At 67.4% G+C, this 17,077-nt stretch carries 17 protein-coding genes; 8 read left to right on the top strand and 9 right to left on the bottom strand.

Annotated features, from left to right (window positions below; translation table 11 throughout):
- Positions 1-73: 73 nt before the first annotated feature.
- Positions 74-1,507: a Do family serine endopeptidase gene (locus AC5P9N_RS18800; RefSeq protein WP_012478904.1), complete on the bottom strand. Its 1,434-nt coding sequence runs from the start codon at positions 1,505-1,507 to the stop codon at positions 74-76.
- Between the two features lie 491 nt (positions 1,508-1,998).
- Here AC5P9N_RS18800 and AC5P9N_RS18795 point away from each other — a divergent pair, with 491 nt between their 5' ends.
- Positions 1,999-2,892 carry a histone gene (locus tag AC5P9N_RS18795; RefSeq protein WP_495223874.1) on the top strand — a complete coding sequence of 298 codons (894 nt, stop codon included), beginning with the start codon at positions 1,999-2,001 and terminating at the stop codon, positions 2,890-2,892.
- 107 nt (positions 2,893-2,999) lie between these two features.
- Positions 3,000-3,692 (top strand): hypothetical protein, encoded by a 693-nt coding sequence (locus AC5P9N_RS18790; RefSeq protein ID WP_044569416.1) that lies wholly within the window; start codon positions 3,000-3,002, stop codon positions 3,690-3,692.
- 15 nt (positions 3,693-3,707) lie between these two features.
- Here AC5P9N_RS18790 and AC5P9N_RS18785 read toward each other — a convergent pair whose 3' ends face one another.
- Both AC5P9N_RS18785 and AC5P9N_RS18780 read right to left on the bottom strand, forming a co-directional pair.
- Positions 3,708-4,067, bottom strand: coding sequence for a DUF1428 domain-containing protein (locus AC5P9N_RS18785; protein ID WP_005407745.1), 360 nt, complete (start codon positions 4,065-4,067; stop codon positions 3,708-3,710).
- 136 nt (positions 4,068-4,203) lie between these two features.
- Positions 4,204-6,606, bottom strand: coding sequence for a S9 family peptidase (locus AC5P9N_RS18780; RefSeq protein WP_099484859.1), 2,403 nt, complete (start codon positions 6,604-6,606; stop codon positions 4,204-4,206).
- A gap of 210 nt (positions 6,607-6,816) precedes the next feature.
- On the opposite strand from AC5P9N_RS18780, the gene AC5P9N_RS18775 reads away from it, so the two are divergent.
- Both AC5P9N_RS18775 and AC5P9N_RS18770 read left to right on the top strand, forming a co-directional pair.
- Positions 6,817-7,389 carry an OmpO family porin gene (locus AC5P9N_RS18775; protein ID WP_005407747.1) on the top strand — a complete coding sequence of 191 codons (573 nt, stop codon included), beginning with the start codon at positions 6,817-6,819 and terminating at the stop codon, positions 7,387-7,389.
- A 190-nt stretch (positions 7,390-7,579) separates the two neighbouring features.
- A complete protein-coding gene (locus tag AC5P9N_RS18770; RefSeq protein ID WP_099484858.1) occupies positions 7,580-8,251 on the top strand; it encodes a response regulator transcription factor in 672 nt (223 codons plus the stop codon).
- Positions 8,252-8,258: 7 nt separating this feature from the next.
- Here the strand turns inward: AC5P9N_RS18770 and AC5P9N_RS18765 are convergent, their stop codons facing one another.
- Positions 8,259-8,696 carry a DUF6165 family protein gene (locus tag AC5P9N_RS18765; RefSeq protein ID WP_219625243.1) on the bottom strand — a complete coding sequence of 146 codons (438 nt, stop codon included), beginning with the start codon at positions 8,694-8,696 and terminating at the stop codon, positions 8,259-8,261.
- 129 nt (positions 8,697-8,825) lie between these two features.
- Between AC5P9N_RS18765 and AC5P9N_RS18760 the strand changes: the two genes are divergently transcribed.
- On the top strand, positions 8,826-9,524 hold the full coding sequence (locus tag AC5P9N_RS18760) for a TorF family putative porin (RefSeq protein WP_033833600.1): 699 nt from the start codon (positions 8,826-8,828) through the stop codon (positions 9,522-9,524).
- On the opposite strand, the gene AC5P9N_RS18755 is transcribed toward AC5P9N_RS18760, so the two are convergent.
- Positions 9,521-10,669 (bottom strand): MFS transporter, encoded by a 1,149-nt coding sequence (locus AC5P9N_RS18755; RefSeq protein WP_333482945.1) that lies wholly within the window; start codon positions 10,667-10,669, stop codon positions 9,521-9,523. The genes AC5P9N_RS18760 and AC5P9N_RS18755 overlap by 4 nt on opposite strands.
- 143 nt (positions 10,670-10,812) lie before the next feature.
- Between AC5P9N_RS18755 and AC5P9N_RS18750 the strand changes: the two genes are divergently transcribed.
- Positions 10,813-11,700 (top strand): LysR family transcriptional regulator, encoded by an 888-nt coding sequence (locus AC5P9N_RS18750; RefSeq protein ID WP_005407753.1) that lies wholly within the window; start codon positions 10,813-10,815, stop codon positions 11,698-11,700.
- Here the strand turns inward: AC5P9N_RS18750 and AC5P9N_RS18745 are convergent.
- Positions 11,669-12,136, bottom strand: a complete 468-nt coding sequence (locus AC5P9N_RS18745; protein ID WP_005411992.1) for a YehS family protein — start codon at positions 12,134-12,136, stop codon at positions 11,669-11,671. The two genes, AC5P9N_RS18750 and AC5P9N_RS18745, sit on opposite strands and share 32 nt — an antisense overlap.
- A gap of 83 nt (positions 12,137-12,219) precedes the next feature.
- Here AC5P9N_RS18745 and AC5P9N_RS18740 point away from each other — a divergent pair, with 83 nt between their 5' ends.
- On the top strand, positions 12,220-12,708 hold the full coding sequence (locus AC5P9N_RS18740; RefSeq protein ID WP_005407755.1) for a hypothetical protein: 489 nt from the start codon (positions 12,220-12,222) through the stop codon (positions 12,706-12,708).
- Positions 12,709-12,807: 99 nt separating this feature from the next.
- The gene (locus tag AC5P9N_RS18735) at positions 12,808-13,560 is read left to right on the top strand and encodes an SDR family NAD(P)-dependent oxidoreductase (RefSeq protein WP_005411994.1); all 753 of its coding nucleotides are present in this window, start codon (positions 12,808-12,810) and stop codon (positions 13,558-13,560) included.
- 89 nt (positions 13,561-13,649) lie between these two features.
- Here the strand turns inward: AC5P9N_RS18735 and AC5P9N_RS18730 are convergent, their stop codons facing one another.
- From AC5P9N_RS18730 to radC, 3 genes are all read right to left on the bottom strand, one after another.
- Positions 13,650-14,549, bottom strand: a complete 900-nt coding sequence (locus AC5P9N_RS18730; protein ID WP_088436379.1) for an SPOR domain-containing protein — start codon at positions 14,547-14,549, stop codon at positions 13,650-13,652.
- A 21-nt stretch (positions 14,550-14,570) separates the two neighbouring features.
- Positions 14,571-16,259: an arginine--tRNA ligase gene (argS, locus tag AC5P9N_RS18725; protein ID WP_148239677.1), complete on the bottom strand. Its 1,689-nt coding sequence runs from the start codon at positions 16,257-16,259 to the stop codon at positions 14,571-14,573.
- Positions 16,260-16,372: 113 nt separating this feature from the next.
- Positions 16,373-17,077 carry a RadC family protein gene (gene radC / locus AC5P9N_RS18720; protein WP_005407759.1) on the bottom strand — a complete coding sequence of 235 codons (705 nt, stop codon included), beginning with the start codon at positions 17,075-17,077 and terminating at the stop codon, positions 16,373-16,375.

Raw genomic sequence — 17,077 nt, 5'->3', positions numbered from 1 at the left:
GGGAGTCGGCGGTGCCGACCTGGACTGACAGCAATAACATTGCCGGGGTATAGGGGGTGTTACGGCAGGGCGATCAGCGCATCACGAGCTGGCCCTGCTGCTGGCCATTGTTGCGCAGCACGCGCAGCACCAGCGTCGGCGGGCGCTGCTGGAAGTTGGCGCGCCAGCTGGCCAGGTCGGCGAATTCACCGACGGTGGCATCGGTGATGATGTCGCCCTGCTGCAGGCCGTTGCTGGCGGCGCGGCTGCCGCGCTTGACCTCGCTGACCAGCACGCCGCTGGCGCCAGACTGGCGCAGCGACTCGGGCAGGTCGACGAAGGTGGCCCCGCCCAGGCGCGGGTCCAGGCTGTCGCCGGTGACCGCGCGTGCCTGTTCCTTCAGCGTCGCCTTGATCTGCAGCGGCTTGCCTTCGCGGCGTACGTCCAGCGTCATCGGGCTGCCGACCGCCGCCAGGCCTTCCACGTTGTGCAGGGCTTCGGCGCTGTCCACGCGCTGGCCATTGGCCGACACCACCACGTCGCCCGGCTTCAGGCCGGCGGCGGCGGCCGCCGAACCGGCCAGCACGCGGGTGATCAGCGCACCGCGGGTTTCGCCCAGGCCCAGGCCCTGCGCGATCTGCGCGGTCAGGTTCTGGCTTTCCACGCCCAGCGTGCCGCGCACCACCACGCCGTGCTTGACCAGCTGGTCGACCACGCTGCGCGCCAGGTTCGAGGGAATCGCCAGGCCCAGGCCGATGTTGCCGGCCATGCTGCCCTGCGGGTTGAAGCTGGCAGTGTTGATGCCGACCAGCTGGCCCTGCAGGTCGACCAGCGCGCCACCCGAGTTGCCCGGGTTGATCGACGCGTCGGTCTGGATGAAGTTCTGGTAGCCCAGCCCGCGGATGCCGCTGCGGCCCACCGCCGAGACGATGCCCGAAGTGACCGTCTGGCTGAAGCCGAACGGATTGCCGATGGCCACCACGAAGTCGCCCACCCGCAGCTGGTCGCTGTTGCCGAGCTTGATGTCGGTCAGGTTCTGCGCCGGAATGCGGATCAGCGCGATGTCGGTATCGCGGTCCGAGCCGAGGAATTCGGCCTTGACCGTGCGCCCGTCGGCCAGTGTCACCTGTACGTCATCGGCGTTGTCGATGACATGGTGGTTGGTCAGCACCAGGCCCTCCCTGGCGTCGATGATCACGCCCGAGCCCAGCGATTCGTTGATGCGTTCCTGCGGGATGTCCGGGAACAGGCGGCGGAAGAACGGGTCGTTGAAGAAGGGATTGCGTACGCGCACCACCTGCTTGGTGTTGACGCTGACCACGGCCGGCATCGCCTTCTCCAGCATCGGTGCCAGTGACGGAACCTGCTGCCCGGCCACTGCGGCTGGCAGTGCCGCCATGGTCGGCACCACCGCTGGAAGCGGTGCGGCATCGGCACGGTTGTCCAGGTGGGCGTTGATGCCGGTGGCAACGAAGCCACCGAAGGCGGCGGCGATTGCGAGCGTGAGCAGGGTAGGTAGCGGTCGCATGGGAGTCGGTTCGCTGGCGGGAATGGGGGCGGTTCGGCTCTACGGTAAAACAAGCTGAATGAGTGTGTCGCGATCTGGATAAATGCGCCATGAAAACCGCGCGTCGGGAGCGCGGATCGCGACGACCAGCGCTGGGCCGGTGACGACAGCGGCGGCGGCGCCCGGCAGTGTGCGGACGTCAGCCGCAGGTCGCGCGGATACAGGACGATACTTGCGCAGTTCTGCGCATCCCGGTGCCGCGACGCGCCATATTGCATGCCTTCCGCGGCATCCGGGCGGGTGCACACAACCAATGCCTGTCACGACGCGGATCATGCGGCGCAGCACTGAAAAAAAGGGGTTTCCTGTAAACACGGTGTGCCTGCAGGGATGGTCGACTACACCATCGCCGTCGCAGCAGATGCGATTGGTGGCGCATGCCCCGTTCCACGATCGTCAATGTCGGTATAGCATCGCCCCGTTTTGATACTTAAGGCCCCCAGGAGGGCAACATGAGCAACGGTAATGGTGTGTCGGTCGTGACCGACGCTGTCGAGAACGTCAAAGAAACCGCCACCAACGTTGGCGAGACCATCGCCCACGCTGCCGAAGACGCAGTGAAGTCGGTCAAGAAGACCGTCAAGCGCGCCACCAAGGCTGCCGGTACCCGCGTTGCCAAGGCCAAGAAGGCCGTGGCCAAGGTCGAGAAGACCGTTGCCAAGAAGGCCGAAAAGGCTGCCAAGTCGGTCGGCAAGACTGTTGCCAACGCCAAGAAGAAGCTGGAAGCGGCCAAGAAGAACGCCAAGGCCGAAGCCGCTGCCCTGAAGAAGGAAGTGGCCAAGAAGAAGGCCGCTGCAGGCAAGGCTGTGACCAAGAAGGCCGCCGCTGCCAAGAAGACCACCAAGGCCGCCACCAAGGCTGCCGGCAAGAAGGTCGCCACCGTGAAGAAGGCTGCCACCAAGAAGGCCGCCGTCGCCAAGAAGACCGTTGCCAAGAAGACCGCGGCCGCCAAGAAGGTGGTCGGCAAGAAGGTCGCCACCGCCAAGAAGGCTGTGGCCAAGAAGACCGTCGCCGCCAAGAAGGTCGCTGGCAAGAAGGCCGTGGCTGCGAAGAAGGTTGCCGGCAAGAAGGCCGCCGTCGCCAAGAAGACCGTTGCCAAGAAGACCGCGGCCGCCAAGAAGGTTGTCGGCAAGAAGGCTGCTGTGGCCAAGAAGGCCGTCGGCAAGAAGACCGCTGCTGCCAGGAAGGTTGTCGGCAAGAAGACCGCCGTTGCCAAGAAGGCAGCTGGCAAGAAGGTTGCCGCCACCCGCAAGACGGTTGCCAAGAAGGCTGCCCCGCTGAAGAAGGTCGCCGCCAAGAAGGCTCCGGCCAAGAAAGCCGTGCGCAAGGCCGCCAAGCGCAAGTAATCGCGCCGTGACCGAAGGCCCTGCCACCCACCGGGTGGTGGGGCCTTTCGCGTTTCCGGGGCACTGTCCGGGGCAAGATGCAGGTTCTTCCCGCCGGAGCCCCGGGCATGCGCGGTATCGACTTCAGTTCCTGGCAGGGCGTGCTGTCCACCTTGGCCGGCCTGGTCCTGATCACCCTGCTGGGCGTGGGCATCCGCCTGCTGGTGATGCAGACCCTGCAACAGCGCCGCGAGCGCGAGAACCGGCAGATCAACGAACGGCTGCGTACGCTGATGGCGGCCTACAAGACCCTGGGCGGTTCGTTCACCGGCGAACTGGGCGTGGATCCCAGCCATCGCCGCGACCTGCGCCAGCGCGAAGATGCCGAAGGCATCGCCGAACCCCGCTCGGATCGCGCGCGCCGCATCCGCGATGCCGTTGAAGCGGCGCTGTCGGACATCCTGCTGCTGGGCACCGACGAACAGGTGCGGTTGGCTGCACGCGCTGCCAACGATCTTGCACAGGGGCGACCGGTGCATACCCACGAACTGGTGGTCTCGCTGCGCGACTTCGTGCGCGAAGCGCTGGACCTGGCGCCGATTCCGGCCGACCTGCAGATACCGCCGCAGGGGCCGACCCGGCCGGGCAGTGCCAGTGGCAAGGGCCGCAACGACGGCGACGCCAAGGGCGGTCGTGCGGGTGGAGGCGGCGGTGGCGGCGGTGGCGGAATGGGGGCCGGCATGGGCGGTGTGGGCCTCGGCGCCGGCGCCGCACTGGGCGCCGGCCATGCCTCCGCCAGCGATGGAACGGACGCGCGCTGAGCACGTCCGCCCGGTTCAGCGGGTCAGTTCGTAGATCGGCACGAAGCCACCGTAGATCATCCGCGCGCCGTCGAACGGCATCGGATTCGTCGCCGGATCAAACCTTGGGTCTTCCATCATCTTCTTCATGCCCGCGTCGCGGGTCGGCTTGTCCGGCCATTCGATCCAGGAAAACACCACCGTCTCGTCCGGCGTGGCTTTCACCGCGCCGAAAAAGTCGGTGGTCTTGCCGTGCGGTACGTCGTCACCCCAGCACTCGACCACGCGCAGCGCGCCGTACTCGATGAAAACGGGATCCCCTGTGCGTGCATGGGCGAGGAACTTCTCTTTGTTGGCGGTGGGTACCGCCAGGACGAAACCATCGATGTAGCTCATTGCCTGCCTCCGGATGGACCGTGCCGCGTGCACGGCCTTCAAGTACACGACGAACCAGAGCGTCGGGGATCGACATCCTCTGGGCGCCCGTTCAGCCCGTTCAGCCCGTTCAGCCCGTTCAGCCCGTTCAGCCCGTTCAGCCCGGGCCACCGGGCAGCGGTGCCAGCACCGTATCCGGTGGCTGCTGGCCGGCCAGGTGGCGCACGAAGTAGTCCCACATGCGGTGCGTGTAGGTTGCGTCGTTGCGGAACAGCTCGTGGTCCTGCCGGGCCAGGTACAGCAGGTCGTAGCTGCGCTGGGCCTTGTTCAGGGCGGCGGCCAGCTGCAGGGTCAGCGCCGGCGGTGCGTTTTCGTCCAGCTCGCCATAGACCAGCATCAGATGCCCGCGCAGGTTGCCGGCCAGCGCTGCGTTGTCGAGCCCGGCAAAGGGCGCCGGCACGCCATCGGTCATGGCCGTGGCTGGCAGCACGCCACCGAACAGCCGGTCCATGCCGTGCAGGGCGCCGCCGTACATGCCCTGGAAATTGTGACTGCCGGCCGAGGCCACGCCCACCTTGTAGAACGCCGGGTAGCGCAGCAATGCCCGCGCCGCGCTGTAACCGCCGAACGAATGCCCGTAGATGCCGACCCGCCGCAGGTCGATGCCCGGGTAGCGTTCGCCCAGCTGGCGCAGCGCGGCCACATGATCATCCAGCTGCACATCGGCGCCGTGCAGGAAGCTGCTGTCATGGAAGGCCTTGTCGCGGCCGCCGGTGCCGCGCGCATCGATGCTGGCCACCACGAAGCCAAGCTCGGCCAGGCTGGCGCGTGACACCGGATTCAGCGCGGACACCGCTTCGGCGTAGGTCACCGGGGCATTGCTGATGAAGGCGCCGCCGTACATCGCATCGATCACCGGGAAGCTGCCGTCATCGCGATAGTCGCGGGGCAGGTAGACGGTGGCGAAGATTGGCGTGCGCCCGTCGGCGGCCAGCAGACGTTCGCGCCGCGGTGGGCGCCACCCCGCAGCAAGCACTGCCCGGTTGTCCGCCGCTTCCAGCAACAGCAGCTCGCGACCGTCATCGCTGGCCCGCAGCACGGTGCGTGGTGGCTGGTCGAGACGGGAAACGGTATCCACCAGATAGCCACCACTGGGCGACAGCGCCTGAGGTGCGCGCCCGCCGAACAGCGCGCCGGTACCGGCATCGGCCATGTGGTCGTAGCCATCGGCGGCCAGGCGCTGGATCGGCCCTCCCTGCAGCGATACCCGGTACAGGCCTCGCACGTAAGGATCGCCCGCGTCGACGCCACCGGCGCTGAAGTACGCCCAGCCACCGGCAGCGTCCACACCCAGCAGGTCGCGCACCGCCCAGTGGCCGCGGGTGAGCTGGCGCAGCACTTTGCCGTCGGACAGGCGCACCCGGTACAGATGGCCCCAACCATCGCGCTGCGAGAACCACACGGCGGTGTCCTGCCCGGGCAGGATGGCCGCCGCTGGCCGGTTGTAGGAATACACGTTGAGCTGCAGGCGAGTGTCGCTGGCTTCTTCCAGAACCGTGCGCAATGCACCGCTGCTGGCATCGATCTCCAGCAGGCGCAGCCTGCGCGGTGTGCCGAAGTGCGCGATCACGGCATACAACCGATCGCCGTCCCAACCCAGGATGCCGGCCTCACTGAGCGTGTTCCAGCCCTCGGGCAGCGCGATGTCATGCTGCCTGCCGCTGCGGGTATCCACCACAAACAGGGTGTCGCGCACCTGCTGTGCATCGCCCAGCACCCCCAGCTTCACGGTATGCACGCGCGGCCGCGCGCTGTGGGTCGGGCTGCTTTCCAGATAGGGGTAGTCCTGCAGCGCGCGTTCGTCGTAGCGGATGCCGGCCACGTAGCGCCCGTCCGCAGACCAGCCAACCGCGAACGGCCGCATCGGCATCCGGCCCTGACGGCGTGGAATACCGCGCAGGGCGAAGTCCGGCAGCACGCCATAGCCATTACCGGCTTCTCCGCCGTGGGTCAGTGCCCGTGGCGCCGTGCCAGGCGACTGCAGCCACAGGTTGTTGTCGCGCACCTGCAGCCACGCATCGCCTACGGGCGAAGGCAGTGCATCGGCCGGCGGCCGCGCATCCGGCGAACGTGCGCATTGCCAGCGCGGCCATTGGCAATCGACGGGCACTTCTCCGCTGAACCGCAGGCGCAGGCCATCGTCCGCCTGCTGCACGCTGGCCAGGCGCAGGCGCCGCCCGCTGGCACCGAGCGGCGCAACCGCAGCGTCCAGCGCAGTGGGTTCGAACAGGGTCTGGCGTGTCGCCTGGACCGGATCGACCAGTACCGCCTGGCGCCGGCCCTGAGTGTCTTCGCGCTCATACCAGAATCGTCCATCGGCCAACCAGTGGGGCAGGACCGAAGCATTGCGCAGCGCGCCGCGCAGATGACTGTCATGCACGCGTTCGGCGCGCTGGTAGTCGGTCGCCTGCAGCGCACGTGCAGTGTGTGGCGACGAGAGGGCAATGCAAGCAAAGACAGCGGCGCGGACACACGTCCGCAGCGGATCGGAAACGAGCAAGGCAACCTCCTGTTGCAATCGTCGAAGGATTACAGATGCACGCGCGCCGCGCGCGTATGCCAGACGGAGCCTGAATCAAGCCCAAAAATTCAGCAATGCGAAGACCACGGTTTTCAGGGAGCGTTGTGGCGAATAACGGAGAATTTACATTCCCGATGCGATGGCGCCCTGGCGCTGCTGCACACCATAAGAAAGTAAAGGTGTACCCCCATGAAGAATTCGCTGATTGCTCTGGCCCTGGCCGCTGCCCTGCCGTTCACCGCTTCGGCTGCTGAGAACCTGTCGTACAACTACGCTGAGGCCGACTACGCCAAGACCGACGTCGATGGCATCAAGGCTGACGGCTGGGGCGTCAAGGGTTCCTACGGCTTCCTGCCGAACTTCCACGCGTTCGGTGAATACAGCCGTCAGGAAGTCGACCACACCAACATCAAGGTTGACCAGTGGAAGGTCGGTGCCGGCTACAACGTCGAAATCGCTCCGTCGACCGACTTCGTTGCCCGCGTTGCCTACCAGAAGTTCGATCGCAAGCACGGCCTGGACTTCAACGGCTACAGCGCTGAAGCCGGTATCCGCACCGCCTTCGGTGCCCACGCCGAGGTCTACGGCATGGTCGGCTACGAAGACTACGCCAAGAAGCACGGCGTCGATATCGACGGCCAGTGGTACGGTCGCCTGGGTGGTCAGGTCAAGCTGAACCAGAACTGGGGCCTGAACGGCGAGCTGAAGATGAACCGCCACGGCGACAAGGAATACACCGTCGGCCCGCGCTTCAGCTGGTAATTGCTTCCTCGGCGCGCCTGCGCGCTGAAGATGCCTCGACAGGCCCGGCCCATGCCGGGCCTGTTGCGTTTCCGGCTGGGCAAACGCTACCTGACCGTGTTGAGGTGGACGGGCGGCATTGCAACGAATTGGATTCCGCAGGCGTCGGCTGCGCCCTAGGGTGAGTGGCCTGTCCTGCAGGAATGCAACGATGCCCGCGTTTCCCTCGCCCCGCGATTCTCCCTGCCGCTTGTTGCTGCTGGATCCGCATCCACTGTTGCGGCATGGCGTGCAGGAACTGCTGGCCCGGCAGACGGGCCTGCAGGTCGATGGAAGCTACGGCCACAGCGGTGATCTGCTGCAGCGCCTGCAGCAGCAGGCAGCTGCGATCGATCTGCTGCTGGTTGACGCCTTGCCGATCGGTGACAGCGGGGAAGGCCTGGAACTGCTGCGGCACGTATCACGACATTGGCCGGCAGTGCCGATCCTGGTGCTGTCCGCACACTGCAACGCGGGTGTTGTGTCCTTGGCCCTGCAGGCCGGTGCGCGCGGATTCCTGTCCAAGGCCTGCGCGCCGCAGATGCTGCTGCGCGCGGTGAGCGTGGTTGCCCGCGGCGGGCGCTTCGTGCCGCCGGAGCTGCGTGCACAGTTGAACCAGTCCCGCCGGCAGCGCCAGCAGTCCATGCGTTCACCACGGTTGAGTACGCGCGAGCGCGCTGTCCTGCAGTGGGTGCTGCGTGGCTGCAGCACCGGCGAGATGGCACGCCGCAGCGGGCGTGCGGCCAGCACCATCAGCACGCAGAAGCGAGCGGCTTACCGCAAGCTGGGCATCCGCAACGATGGCGAGCTGTTCCGCTTCCGCCATCTGATCGACGCTGATTGAGGCGGGGTTACTCGCCCTGGTACTGCTTTTCTTCGACCAGGGCCGAACCGGCCACGCGGTTGATCTCGTTCTTCACCTGCACGCGCTCGCCATTGGTGCCATAGACACCGCGTGCCAGCTGGATGAAGGCATCGTCGAACACCTGGGCCGCTTCCTTGTCGCGCAGCTGGTCCTGGATGTCCCACATGCGCTCGTTGATCATCTTCAGCTGCTGCTTCAGCGCGGCCAGTGCCGGTTGTGCGTGCAGCAGCTGCTGCAGCAACGGCAGCAGGCCGTCCAGCTCGGTGCGGACGTTGGCCAGCTTGGCGGCATCGTCGATGCGCTCGGCCTTGATCTCGAGAATGGTGATCTTGTCGATCAGCTCGCCGATCGATACCGGAGTCAGGATGGCGTCCACGCGGTTGGTTCCTGGAAACAGGGCGCCATGATACCGCGCTGCTGGCATTGGCCGCAGTCCACGGGATTTACGCCGAATTTGCGCCACGGGCCCGGCAGCACCCTCGATCCGTTACGGCCCCCGCCTCGACACTGCGTTCCCGGCGGCGTGACCGCCTTCGACGAGGAACACAGTGCAGTGAACAGCAAGGGGATGATGGCGGCGCTGGTGGCCGCCCTGGCAGGGCTGCTCGGGATCGGCAGCGCGCAGGCACAGGTGCAGGTCAGTGGCAGTGCGGCGTTGACCAGTGACTACGTATGGCGTGGCAGCTCGCAGAGCGATGGCGACCCGGCGGTGCAGGCTGGCGCGAAGGTCTCGATCCCATCGGGCTGGTATGCCAGCGCGTGGGGGTCCAACGTTTCGTTCAAGCCGGACAATGGCGCGCGCAGCGAGTTCGACCTGGTGGCGGGCTGGTCCGGCGCACTGGCACCGGACTGGAGCCTGGATGCCAACCTGACCCGTTACGTGTACCCGGGCACCGGCCGCGCGCTGGACTGGACCGAGCTCAACACCACGGTGACCTGGAAGCAGCGCGCCTGGCTGCAGGTCGCCCATTCCAACGATGCGTTGGCCGGTGGCCATCGCGGTACCTATGCCCAGCTGGGTGTGCGTGTGCCGTTGCACGAACGCCTCCGCCTGGAAGCAGCGGTGGGCCAGTACTGGCTGGCCACCGCCCAGGGCCCGGACTACCTGCATGGGCAGCTCAGTGCCATCGCCTCGCTGACCCCGGCATGGGAACTGCGCGCCACCGTGCATGACACGGACAGCGCAGCCAAGCGCCTGTTCCCCGGCAACGCCGGTGGGCGATGGGAGCTGGCGCTGCAGGGCAGCTTCTAGTCGGCCAGCGACGCCTGGCGCGCGCGCAGCGCGCCGGGCAGCCACAGCAGCAGGGCCAGCGCAGCCACGGCAGCGCCGGCCACGCATACGCCGGTCCAGCCGAAGCGCTGGTAGACCTGCGCAGACAGCAGCGAACCCAGCGAACCGCCGATGAAATAGCCGGTCATGTAGCCGGCATTGAGGCGGTTGCGTGCCGCCGGTTGCAGTGCGTAGATCAGGTTCTGGTTACTGACGTGCAACAGCTGTGCGGCCAGGTCCAGCACCACCACGCCCACCAGCAATGCCAGCAGCGAGTGTGCGGACAGCCCCAGCGGCAGCCACGACAGCAGCAACAGCAGCAGTGCAATGGCGGTGGCGCGCCCGGTCTGGCCACGGTCGGACATGCGGCCAGCCAGGCCGGCCGCCAGCGTACCGGCCGCACCGACCAGCCCGAACAGCCCGATGGTGGCGTCGCTGTAGGCATACGGCGGCTGTGCCAGCAGGAACGCGAGCGGGGTCCAGAAGATCGCGAACATGGCGAAGCTGCAGGCGCCCAGCAGCGTACGCTGGCGCAGCACCGGTTCCTGCACGAACAGCACGCCGATCGAGCGCAGCAATGCGAAATAGCCCAAGCCGGCGCTGTGGTGGAACCGCGGCAGGCCGCGCTGCAATGCCAGTGCGGTCAGCACCAGGGTGGCAGCGGCGATCGCATACACCAGGCGCCAGTCGCCCAGGCTGGAAAGCAGGCCGGCCACGGTGCGCGCCAGCAGGATGCCCAGCAGCAGGCCACTCATCAGCGCGCCGACCACGCGACCGCGATGTTCCGGCGCCGCCAGCGTAGCGGCGAACGGCACCAGCACCTGTGCCACCACCGAGAACAGGCCGGTGATAGCGGTGCCGACCAGCAACCAGGTCAGCGACGGTGCACAGGCGCTGATCACCAGCCCGCCGGCCGACAGCAGGCTCATCACCACGATCAGGCGGCGGCGTTCGAACAGGTCTCCCAGCGGCACCAGCAGGATCAAGCCGGCGGCATAGCTCAGCTGCGCGGCGGTAACGACCATGCCGACCTGGCCGAACGGTACGCCGAAGGCGTCGGCGATGGTGTGCAGCAGTGGCTGCGCATAGTAGTTGCTGGCCACGGCCACGCCGGTAGCCACGGACATCAGCAGCACCTGCCAGCGGTGCAGAGGGGGGAGGGACGGGCTCACGCGGTGTTCCAGGAAGCGGGGGGCACAGTGTCCACCTGCTGCGGCCATGATGGAAATGAATCATCATCATCCATGCCATCTGGAAACGAGATAGTTGGATGAATCTCAAACAGCTCGAGTTTGCCGTTGCCTTGGCCGAGGAGGGCAATTTCACCCGTGCCGCCGAACGCTGCCATGTGGTGCAGTCCGCGTTGAGCCACCAGATTGCCTACCTGGAGCAGGAACTGGGCACGCCGCTGTTCGAGCGCCTGCCGCGGCAGGTGAGGGCGACGGCAGCGGGTGAGGCGCTGCTGGTGCACGCACGCCAGGTGCTGGTCAGCCTGCGCCACCTGCGCGCCGACGTGGCCGCAGTCAGTGGCGAGGTGCGCGGGCTGCTGGCGATCGGGCAGATCTCCTCGCTGACCGATATCGATGTGGTGGCGATGCTGGCCGCGTTCCAGCAGGCGCACCCGCAGGTGGAATTCCAGTTGCGGGTGGACAAGAGCGAGGACCTGATCGCGCAGGTGCAGTCGCGTGACCTGGATGTTGCACTGGTGGGGTTGGCGCCCTCGGCCGGCCTGGACGGGGTCTGCCACCAGATGCTGCAGGAAGAAGACCTGGTGGCGGTGCTGGCGCCGTCGCACCGCTTGGCCCGGCGCAAGCGGCTGCCATTGACCGAATTGCAGGACGAGGCGCTGGTCGACTTCCCGCGCGGCACCGGTGCGCGGCGGCAGACCGACGATGCTTTCGTCGCCGCTGGCCTGCCGCACACAGTGCGTTTCGAGGTCAACCTGATGGAACTGGTCGAGCGCTTCGTCCGCCATGGTCTGGCGGTTGGCATCGTGCCGGCGCTGATTGCCGAAGGCTTCCAGGGCGTGGTGCGGATTCCGCTGCAGCCAACCCCGACCCGCCGCGTGCACCTGGTCTGGCAGCGGCTGCCGACACCGGCGGCGCGGGCGTTCGTCGAGGCCGTGCTCAGCCGCGCAGGCGCAGGCTCAGGCCCTTGAGGAAGTTGCGCAGCATCTGGTCCAGGCAACGCCGGTAGTTGGTGTGCCCGGGCTGGCGGAACAGCGCACCGACTTCCGACTTGGAGACGTTGAAACCGGCGCTGGCGAAGATTTCCATCAGATCGACGTCGCGCAGCTGGAACGCCACGCGCAGCTTCTTCAGCACCAGGTTGTTGTCGATGCGGGTTTCCACCGCGCGCTGCGGCTGGCTCTCGTCGCGACCGCGCAGGTGCACGATCAGGCCATCGAGGAAGTGCGCCAGCGCGCTGTCGCTCATCGCTTCGAAGCCGGCTTCGTCCTCGCGGCGCAGCCAGGCCTTCACCTGTTCGGGATCCACGGCGAAGGCCGGGTCGGCCATCTGGCACAGGGTCACCACGTGGTGGTCGCCCAGGTCCAGGGAATAGCGCACGCTGCGCAGGACATCGTTGTTGATCATGGCCCATTGTACCGGCCCCTGGCGTGTCACCGGACTGTCATCGAACTGCAGCATCGTGGGCACTCGTTCGCTGAGACCCTTGCATGCGCCGGTATCTGTTTTCCGCACTGCTGCTCGCCAGCAGCTTCGCTGCCTTCGCCCAGGACCGCTTCGTACCCGTCGAGCGGCGCCTGAGTGCATCTCAACTGGCCGAGGTCGGGCTCAGTCCAGCGCAGTTGCAGGCGCTGAACCGGGTACTGCGCGAGGCAGAGCGCGCGGCCACCGGGCCGACGGCAGCGGTGGCCCCCGCCGCTGCGCCGCTGCCTGCCAATGTGCCGGCACCGGCAGCAATGCATCTGGGCCTGGAAGAAGGACCGGTCAATGCACGCGTGGTCGGAGAGGTCGCAGGCTGGCAGCCCGGCACGCTGTTCACCCTTGATAACGGCCAGCAATGGCAGGTGATGAAGGGGCAGATGAAGCTGCGCAAGGTGCTGCAGTCGCCGCAGATCGCCGTTGTTCCAGGAATTGCCGGGCGCTGGTTCCTGCAGGTCGACGAAGACCTGCCCAAGGCCCGGGTATTCCGCGTGCGCTGAGCCGCGCACGCCTCGGGCGTGGTCAGCCGGCATCGACAACGCAAGGGCGGGCCGACGGTGCCAGAATGGGCGTCCGGTTTTTCCCCCTGGAGTTGCCTGATGACCCGCACTGTCCTGATTACCGGCGCCACGTCCGGCTTCGGCGCCGCCGCCGTCCACCGCTTCGCCCAGGCCGGCTGGAAAGTGATCGCCACGGGCCGCCGCGGCGAACGCCTGCAGCCGCTGGTCGATCGCTACGGCAAGGACGTGGTGCATGCCGCCGCCTTCGACATCCGCGATCCGGTTGCGATGGAAGCGGCGCTGCTGGCACTGCCGCCGGCCTTTGGCGAGATCGATCTGCTGGTCAACAACGCCGGCCTGGCGCAGGGCACCGCGCCGGCACAGAGCGCCAAGTTGTCGGACTGGACCACGATGATCGACACCAACATCACCGCGCTGGTGACCCTGACCCACCGCCTGCTGCCGCAGCTGGTGGAGCGCAAGGGCGCGATCATCAATATTTCGTCGGTGGCCGGCGTCTACCCGTACCCGGGTGGCAACGCCTACGGTGGCACCAAGGCTTTCGTCAGCCAGTTCTCGCTGGGCCTGCGTTCGGACCTGCACGGCACCGGCGTGCGCGTGACCACGATCGAGCCAGGCATGGCTGAAACCGAGTTCACCGTGGTGCGCACCCACGGCGACCAGGCGGCGTCGGACAAGCTCTACAACGGCGCCAACCCGATGACCGCCGAAGACATCGCCGAACAGATCTTCTGGGTGGCCAGCCTGCCGCCGCACCTGAACATCAATCGCCTGGAACTGATGCCGGTCAGCCAGTCCTTCGCCGGTTTCCAGGTCGCCCGCGAAGGCTGACCGCCGTTTGTAGAGTCGAGCATGGCTCGACTCTGCAGAAACAAGAAAAAGCCGGGCAATGCCCGGCTTTTTCATTCACAGCGGCAGGCTTACTGGGCCTTGATCGCCATCGCCTGCAGGCCGGTGCCATCCAGCTTCTGCTTGGCTTCGGACAGTTCACCGGCACTGCCATACGGCCCCATGCGCACGCGGTACACGGTCTTGCCGTTGATCTGTGCTGACTCCACGCGTGCCGCAAGTCCCATCATCGCCAGCTTGGCCTTGGTTGCTTCGGCATCGCCGGAGGCGCCGAAGGCGCCTGCCTGCAGGATATAGCGGGCGTTGTCGGCGGCCGCGGGTGCGGCAGTGGCCGGGGTACCCGCCGTTGCCGTTGCGGTTTCCGCGCGCGCTGCCGGCGTGGCGGCGGCGGTGCTGGTCGAGGCCGTGCTGGCCGGCGGCGTTGCCGCAGCCGGACGTTCACTCAGCGGTGCCGGCAGCGGACGGCTGGTGGCGGTCACCTGCGCGGTGCTGGACACGCTGGCGGTGGCCGCCGGTGCCGGTGCGGTCGTGGTCGCCGGCGGAACCGGCTTGCCTTCCAGTGCCGCCTGCGCGCGCTGTGCTTCGGCCTTGGCCCGGCGCTGGTCTTCGGCACGCGCGCTGGCGGCCAGTTCGGCGTCGGACATCTCGACTTCCTTGCCCGGCAGCAGGGTGTAGAAGTCGTACTGGGTGGCGGCCGGCTTTTCCGGTTCGGCCTGCTTCGGCGCAGCCGGCTGCGCGGCCGGCTGGGTACCGACATCGCTGTCGGCATCGGCGACCGGGGCCGGCTGCGCGTTCGGGTTCGGCTGCGGACCGGCGCGCAGGAAGCCATCGCCCTCGCCCTTGAACAGGTTCGGCGCCGCCAGGAACACCACGGCCGCGATCGCTACACCGGCCACCAGCCACACCCATCCGGGGGTGCCCTGGCTGCCGCTGTTGCGTCGTGCCTGGCTTTTGCCGCGTCGTGCTGCCATGTGTACTGCGTCTCCTGATGCTTACATTTTTTCCGGGGCGCTGACGCCCAGGAGTTCGAGGCCATTGGCCAGTACCTGGCGCGCCGCACAGGCCAGGGTCAGTTTGGCGTTGCGATCGGCGGCATCTTCCACCAGCACCGGCGTCCCGTGATACCACGTGTGGAACGCGTGCGCCAATTCACGCAGGTACTGCGCCACCAGATGCGGTTCCAGCGCCACGCCGGCCGCTTCCACCACTTCCGGATAGCGCGAGATCTCGTTCATCAGCAGCAGCGAGGCGTCGTCGGCCAGGCGGCCGAGGTTGGCCAGGCCGTTGCCCTGCTCGTACACCAGGCCCTTCTCCTGTGCCTGGCGCAGCAGGCTGCAGACGCGGGCATGCGCGTACTGCACGTAGAACACCGGGTTGTCGTTGCTCTGCTGGCGGGCCAGGTCGATGTCGAAGGTCAGCTGCGAATCGGGCTTGCGCGCGATCAGGAACCAGCGGGTGGCATCGCGGCCGGCTTCCTCGATCAGGTCGCGCAGGGTGAAGTAGCTGCCGGCACGCTTGGACAGCTTCACTTCCTCGCCGCCACGCATGACGGTGACCATCTGGTGCAGCACGTATTCCGGCCAGCCCTGCGGGATGCCCACTTCCATCGCCTGCAGGCCGGCGCGCACGCGGGCCAGCGAGCCGTGGTGGTCGGCGCCCAGCTCGGTGATCGCGCGCTCGTAGCCGCGCTGCCACTTGGACAGGTGGTAGGCCACGTCGGGCACGAAGTAGGTGAAGGTGCCGTCGGACTTGCGCATCACGCGGTCCTTGTCGTCACCGAAGTCGGTGCTGCGCAGCCACAGCGCGCCACCTTCTTCATAGGTATGACCCGACGCCTGCAGCTTGGCCACCGCTTCAGCTACCTTGCCGTCGGCGTACAGCGAGCTTTCCAGGAAATAGATGTCGAAGTCGACGCCGAACGCGGCCAGGTCCAGGTTCTGCTCGTTGCGCAGGTAGGCCACGGCGAAGCGGCGGATCGCCTGCATGTCGTCCGGGTCCTTGGCGCCGACCACGGTGCTGCCTTCCAGGTCGACGCTGGCGCCGGCCATGTAGGCGCGTGCGACGTCGGCGATGTACTCGCCGCGGTAGCCACCTTCCGGCCAGCCGTCCTGGTCCGGCGCGATGCCCTTGATCCGTGCCTGGGTGGACAGCGCCAGGTTCTCGATCTGCACGCCGGCGTCGTTGTAGTAGAACTCACGCTTGGCGTTCCAGCCGTTGGCATCGAGCACGCGCGCCACGCAGTCGCCGATCGCCGCCGCGCGGCCATGGCCGACATGCAGCGGGCCGGTCGGGTTGGCCGACACGTACTCCACGCCCACCGTGCGGCCATTGCCGGACAGGTTGCGGCCGTAGTCGTGGGCTTCCTTGATGACCGACGCGGCTTCGCGCTGGTACGCGGCCGGGGCCAGGTGGAAGTTGATGAAGCCGGGGCCGGCGATCTCGACCTTGCTCACGTCCTCGCTGCGCGGCAGCGCCTCGACCAGCGCCTGCGCCAGTGCGCGCGGATTGCAGCGTGCGGCCTTGGCCAGCAGCATCGCGGCGTTGGTGGCGAAGTCGCCGTGGTCGCGGGTCTTCGGGCGCTCGACCACGAAGTCCGGCGGCAGGGAGTCGGCGGGCAGGGTGCCATTGGCGCGCAAGGCTTCGATGCCTTGGCTGATCAGGGCGCGGAGGAGATTTTTCACGAGGCCTGCTGTGAGAATGAGCGGCGGAATCGCCCATTTTAGCGCAGATACCCGCGCCCACGCTGACCAGAACATGCCTGTGGGGGCGGCCGATGGCGCCTGAAGGGCCGCGCTCAGCCGAACAGCCGCGGCTGGGGCGGGGATAGCAGACCCCGTTCAGCAAATGAAACGGGACGGCCCTCGCCCACCACGAAGTGGTCCAGGAGGCGCACGTCCACCATCGCCAGCGCCTGCTGCAGTTCGTCGGTGATGCGGGTATCGGCGCTGGAGGGTTCCGGATCGCCCGAAGGGTGGTTGTGGCTGAGGATCACCGCCGCCGCGTTGTGCAGCAGGGCGCGCCGCACCACTTCGCGGGGGTAGACCGGTGCGGCGTTGATGGTGCCGTGGAACAGCTCTTCACAGGCGATCAGGCGGTGGCGGTTGTCCAGGAACAGGGCCATGAAGACCTCGCGGGCCTGGCCACGCAGCCGGTGCTGCAGGTAGCGGCCGACCGCCGCCGGATTGTTGCCAACCGCCTCGCCGTGCTCCAGCTCGGCCGCCAGGTAGCGATGGGCCAGTTCCAGCCCGGCAGCAAGCGTGCAACTGCGTGCCGGGCCAAGCCCGGGCAGGCGGGCGAGCTCGGCTGCGGGGCGGTCGAGCAGTACCCGCAACGGGCCGTGCGCCTGCAGCAGGTCGCGCGCGGTCTGCACGGCATCGCGGCCACCGAACCCGGAGCCGAGAAACAGGGCCAGCAGTTCGGCGTCGGAAAGTGCCGTGGGCCCGCGCGCGATCAGCTTCTCGCGGGGGCGTTCCTGTTCGGGCCAGTCATGGATGGGCAT

It is taken from the genome of Stenotrophomonas sp. YJH_SMC_6, assembly GCF_059371335.1.
This window is presented reverse-complemented; position numbering and strand designations above follow the sequence as displayed.

Coding starts and splice junctions, on each gene's coding strand:
- AC5P9N_RS18800 (WP_012478904.1), bottom strand. CDS start 1,507: ATGCGACCGCTACCTACCCTGCTCACGCTCGCAATCGCCGCCGCCTTC.
- AC5P9N_RS18795 (WP_495223874.1), top strand. CDS start 1,999: ATGAGCAACGGTAATGGTGTGTCGGTCGTGACCGACGCTGTCGAGAAC.
- AC5P9N_RS18790 (WP_044569416.1), top strand. CDS start 3,000: ATGCGCGGTATCGACTTCAGTTCCTGGCAGGGCGTGCTGTCCACCTTG.
- AC5P9N_RS18785 (WP_005407745.1), bottom strand. CDS start 4,067: ATGAGCTACATCGATGGTTTCGTCCTGGCGGTACCCACCGCCAACAAA.
- AC5P9N_RS18775 (WP_005407747.1), top strand. CDS start 6,817: ATGAAGAATTCGCTGATTGCTCTGGCCCTGGCCGCTGCCCTGCCGTTC.
- AC5P9N_RS18770 (WP_099484858.1), top strand. CDS start 7,580: ATGCCCGCGTTTCCCTCGCCCCGCGATTCTCCCTGCCGCTTGTTGCTG.
- AC5P9N_RS18765 (WP_219625243.1), bottom strand. CDS start 8,696: ATGCCAGCAGCGCGGTATCATGGCGCCCTGTTTCCAGGAACCAACCGC.
- AC5P9N_RS18755 (WP_333482945.1), bottom strand. CDS start 10,669: ATGTCCGTGGCTACCGGCGTGGCCGTGGCCAGCAACTACTATGCGCAG.
- AC5P9N_RS18750 (WP_005407753.1), top strand. CDS start 10,813: ATGAATCTCAAACAGCTCGAGTTTGCCGTTGCCTTGGCCGAGGAGGGC.
- AC5P9N_RS18745 (WP_005411992.1), bottom strand. CDS start 12,136: ATGATCAACAACGATGTCCTGCGCAGCGTGCGCTATTCCCTGGACCTG.
- AC5P9N_RS18740 (WP_005407755.1), top strand. CDS start 12,220: ATGCGCCGGTATCTGTTTTCCGCACTGCTGCTCGCCAGCAGCTTCGCT.
- AC5P9N_RS18735 (WP_005411994.1), top strand. CDS start 12,808: ATGACCCGCACTGTCCTGATTACCGGCGCCACGTCCGGCTTCGGCGCC.
- AC5P9N_RS18730 (WP_088436379.1), bottom strand. CDS start 14,549: ATGGCAGCACGACGCGGCAAAAGCCAGGCACGACGCAACAGCGGCAGC.
- radC (WP_005407759.1), bottom strand. CDS start 17,077: ATGCCCATCCATGACTGGCCCGAACAGGAACGCCCCCGCGAGAAGCTG.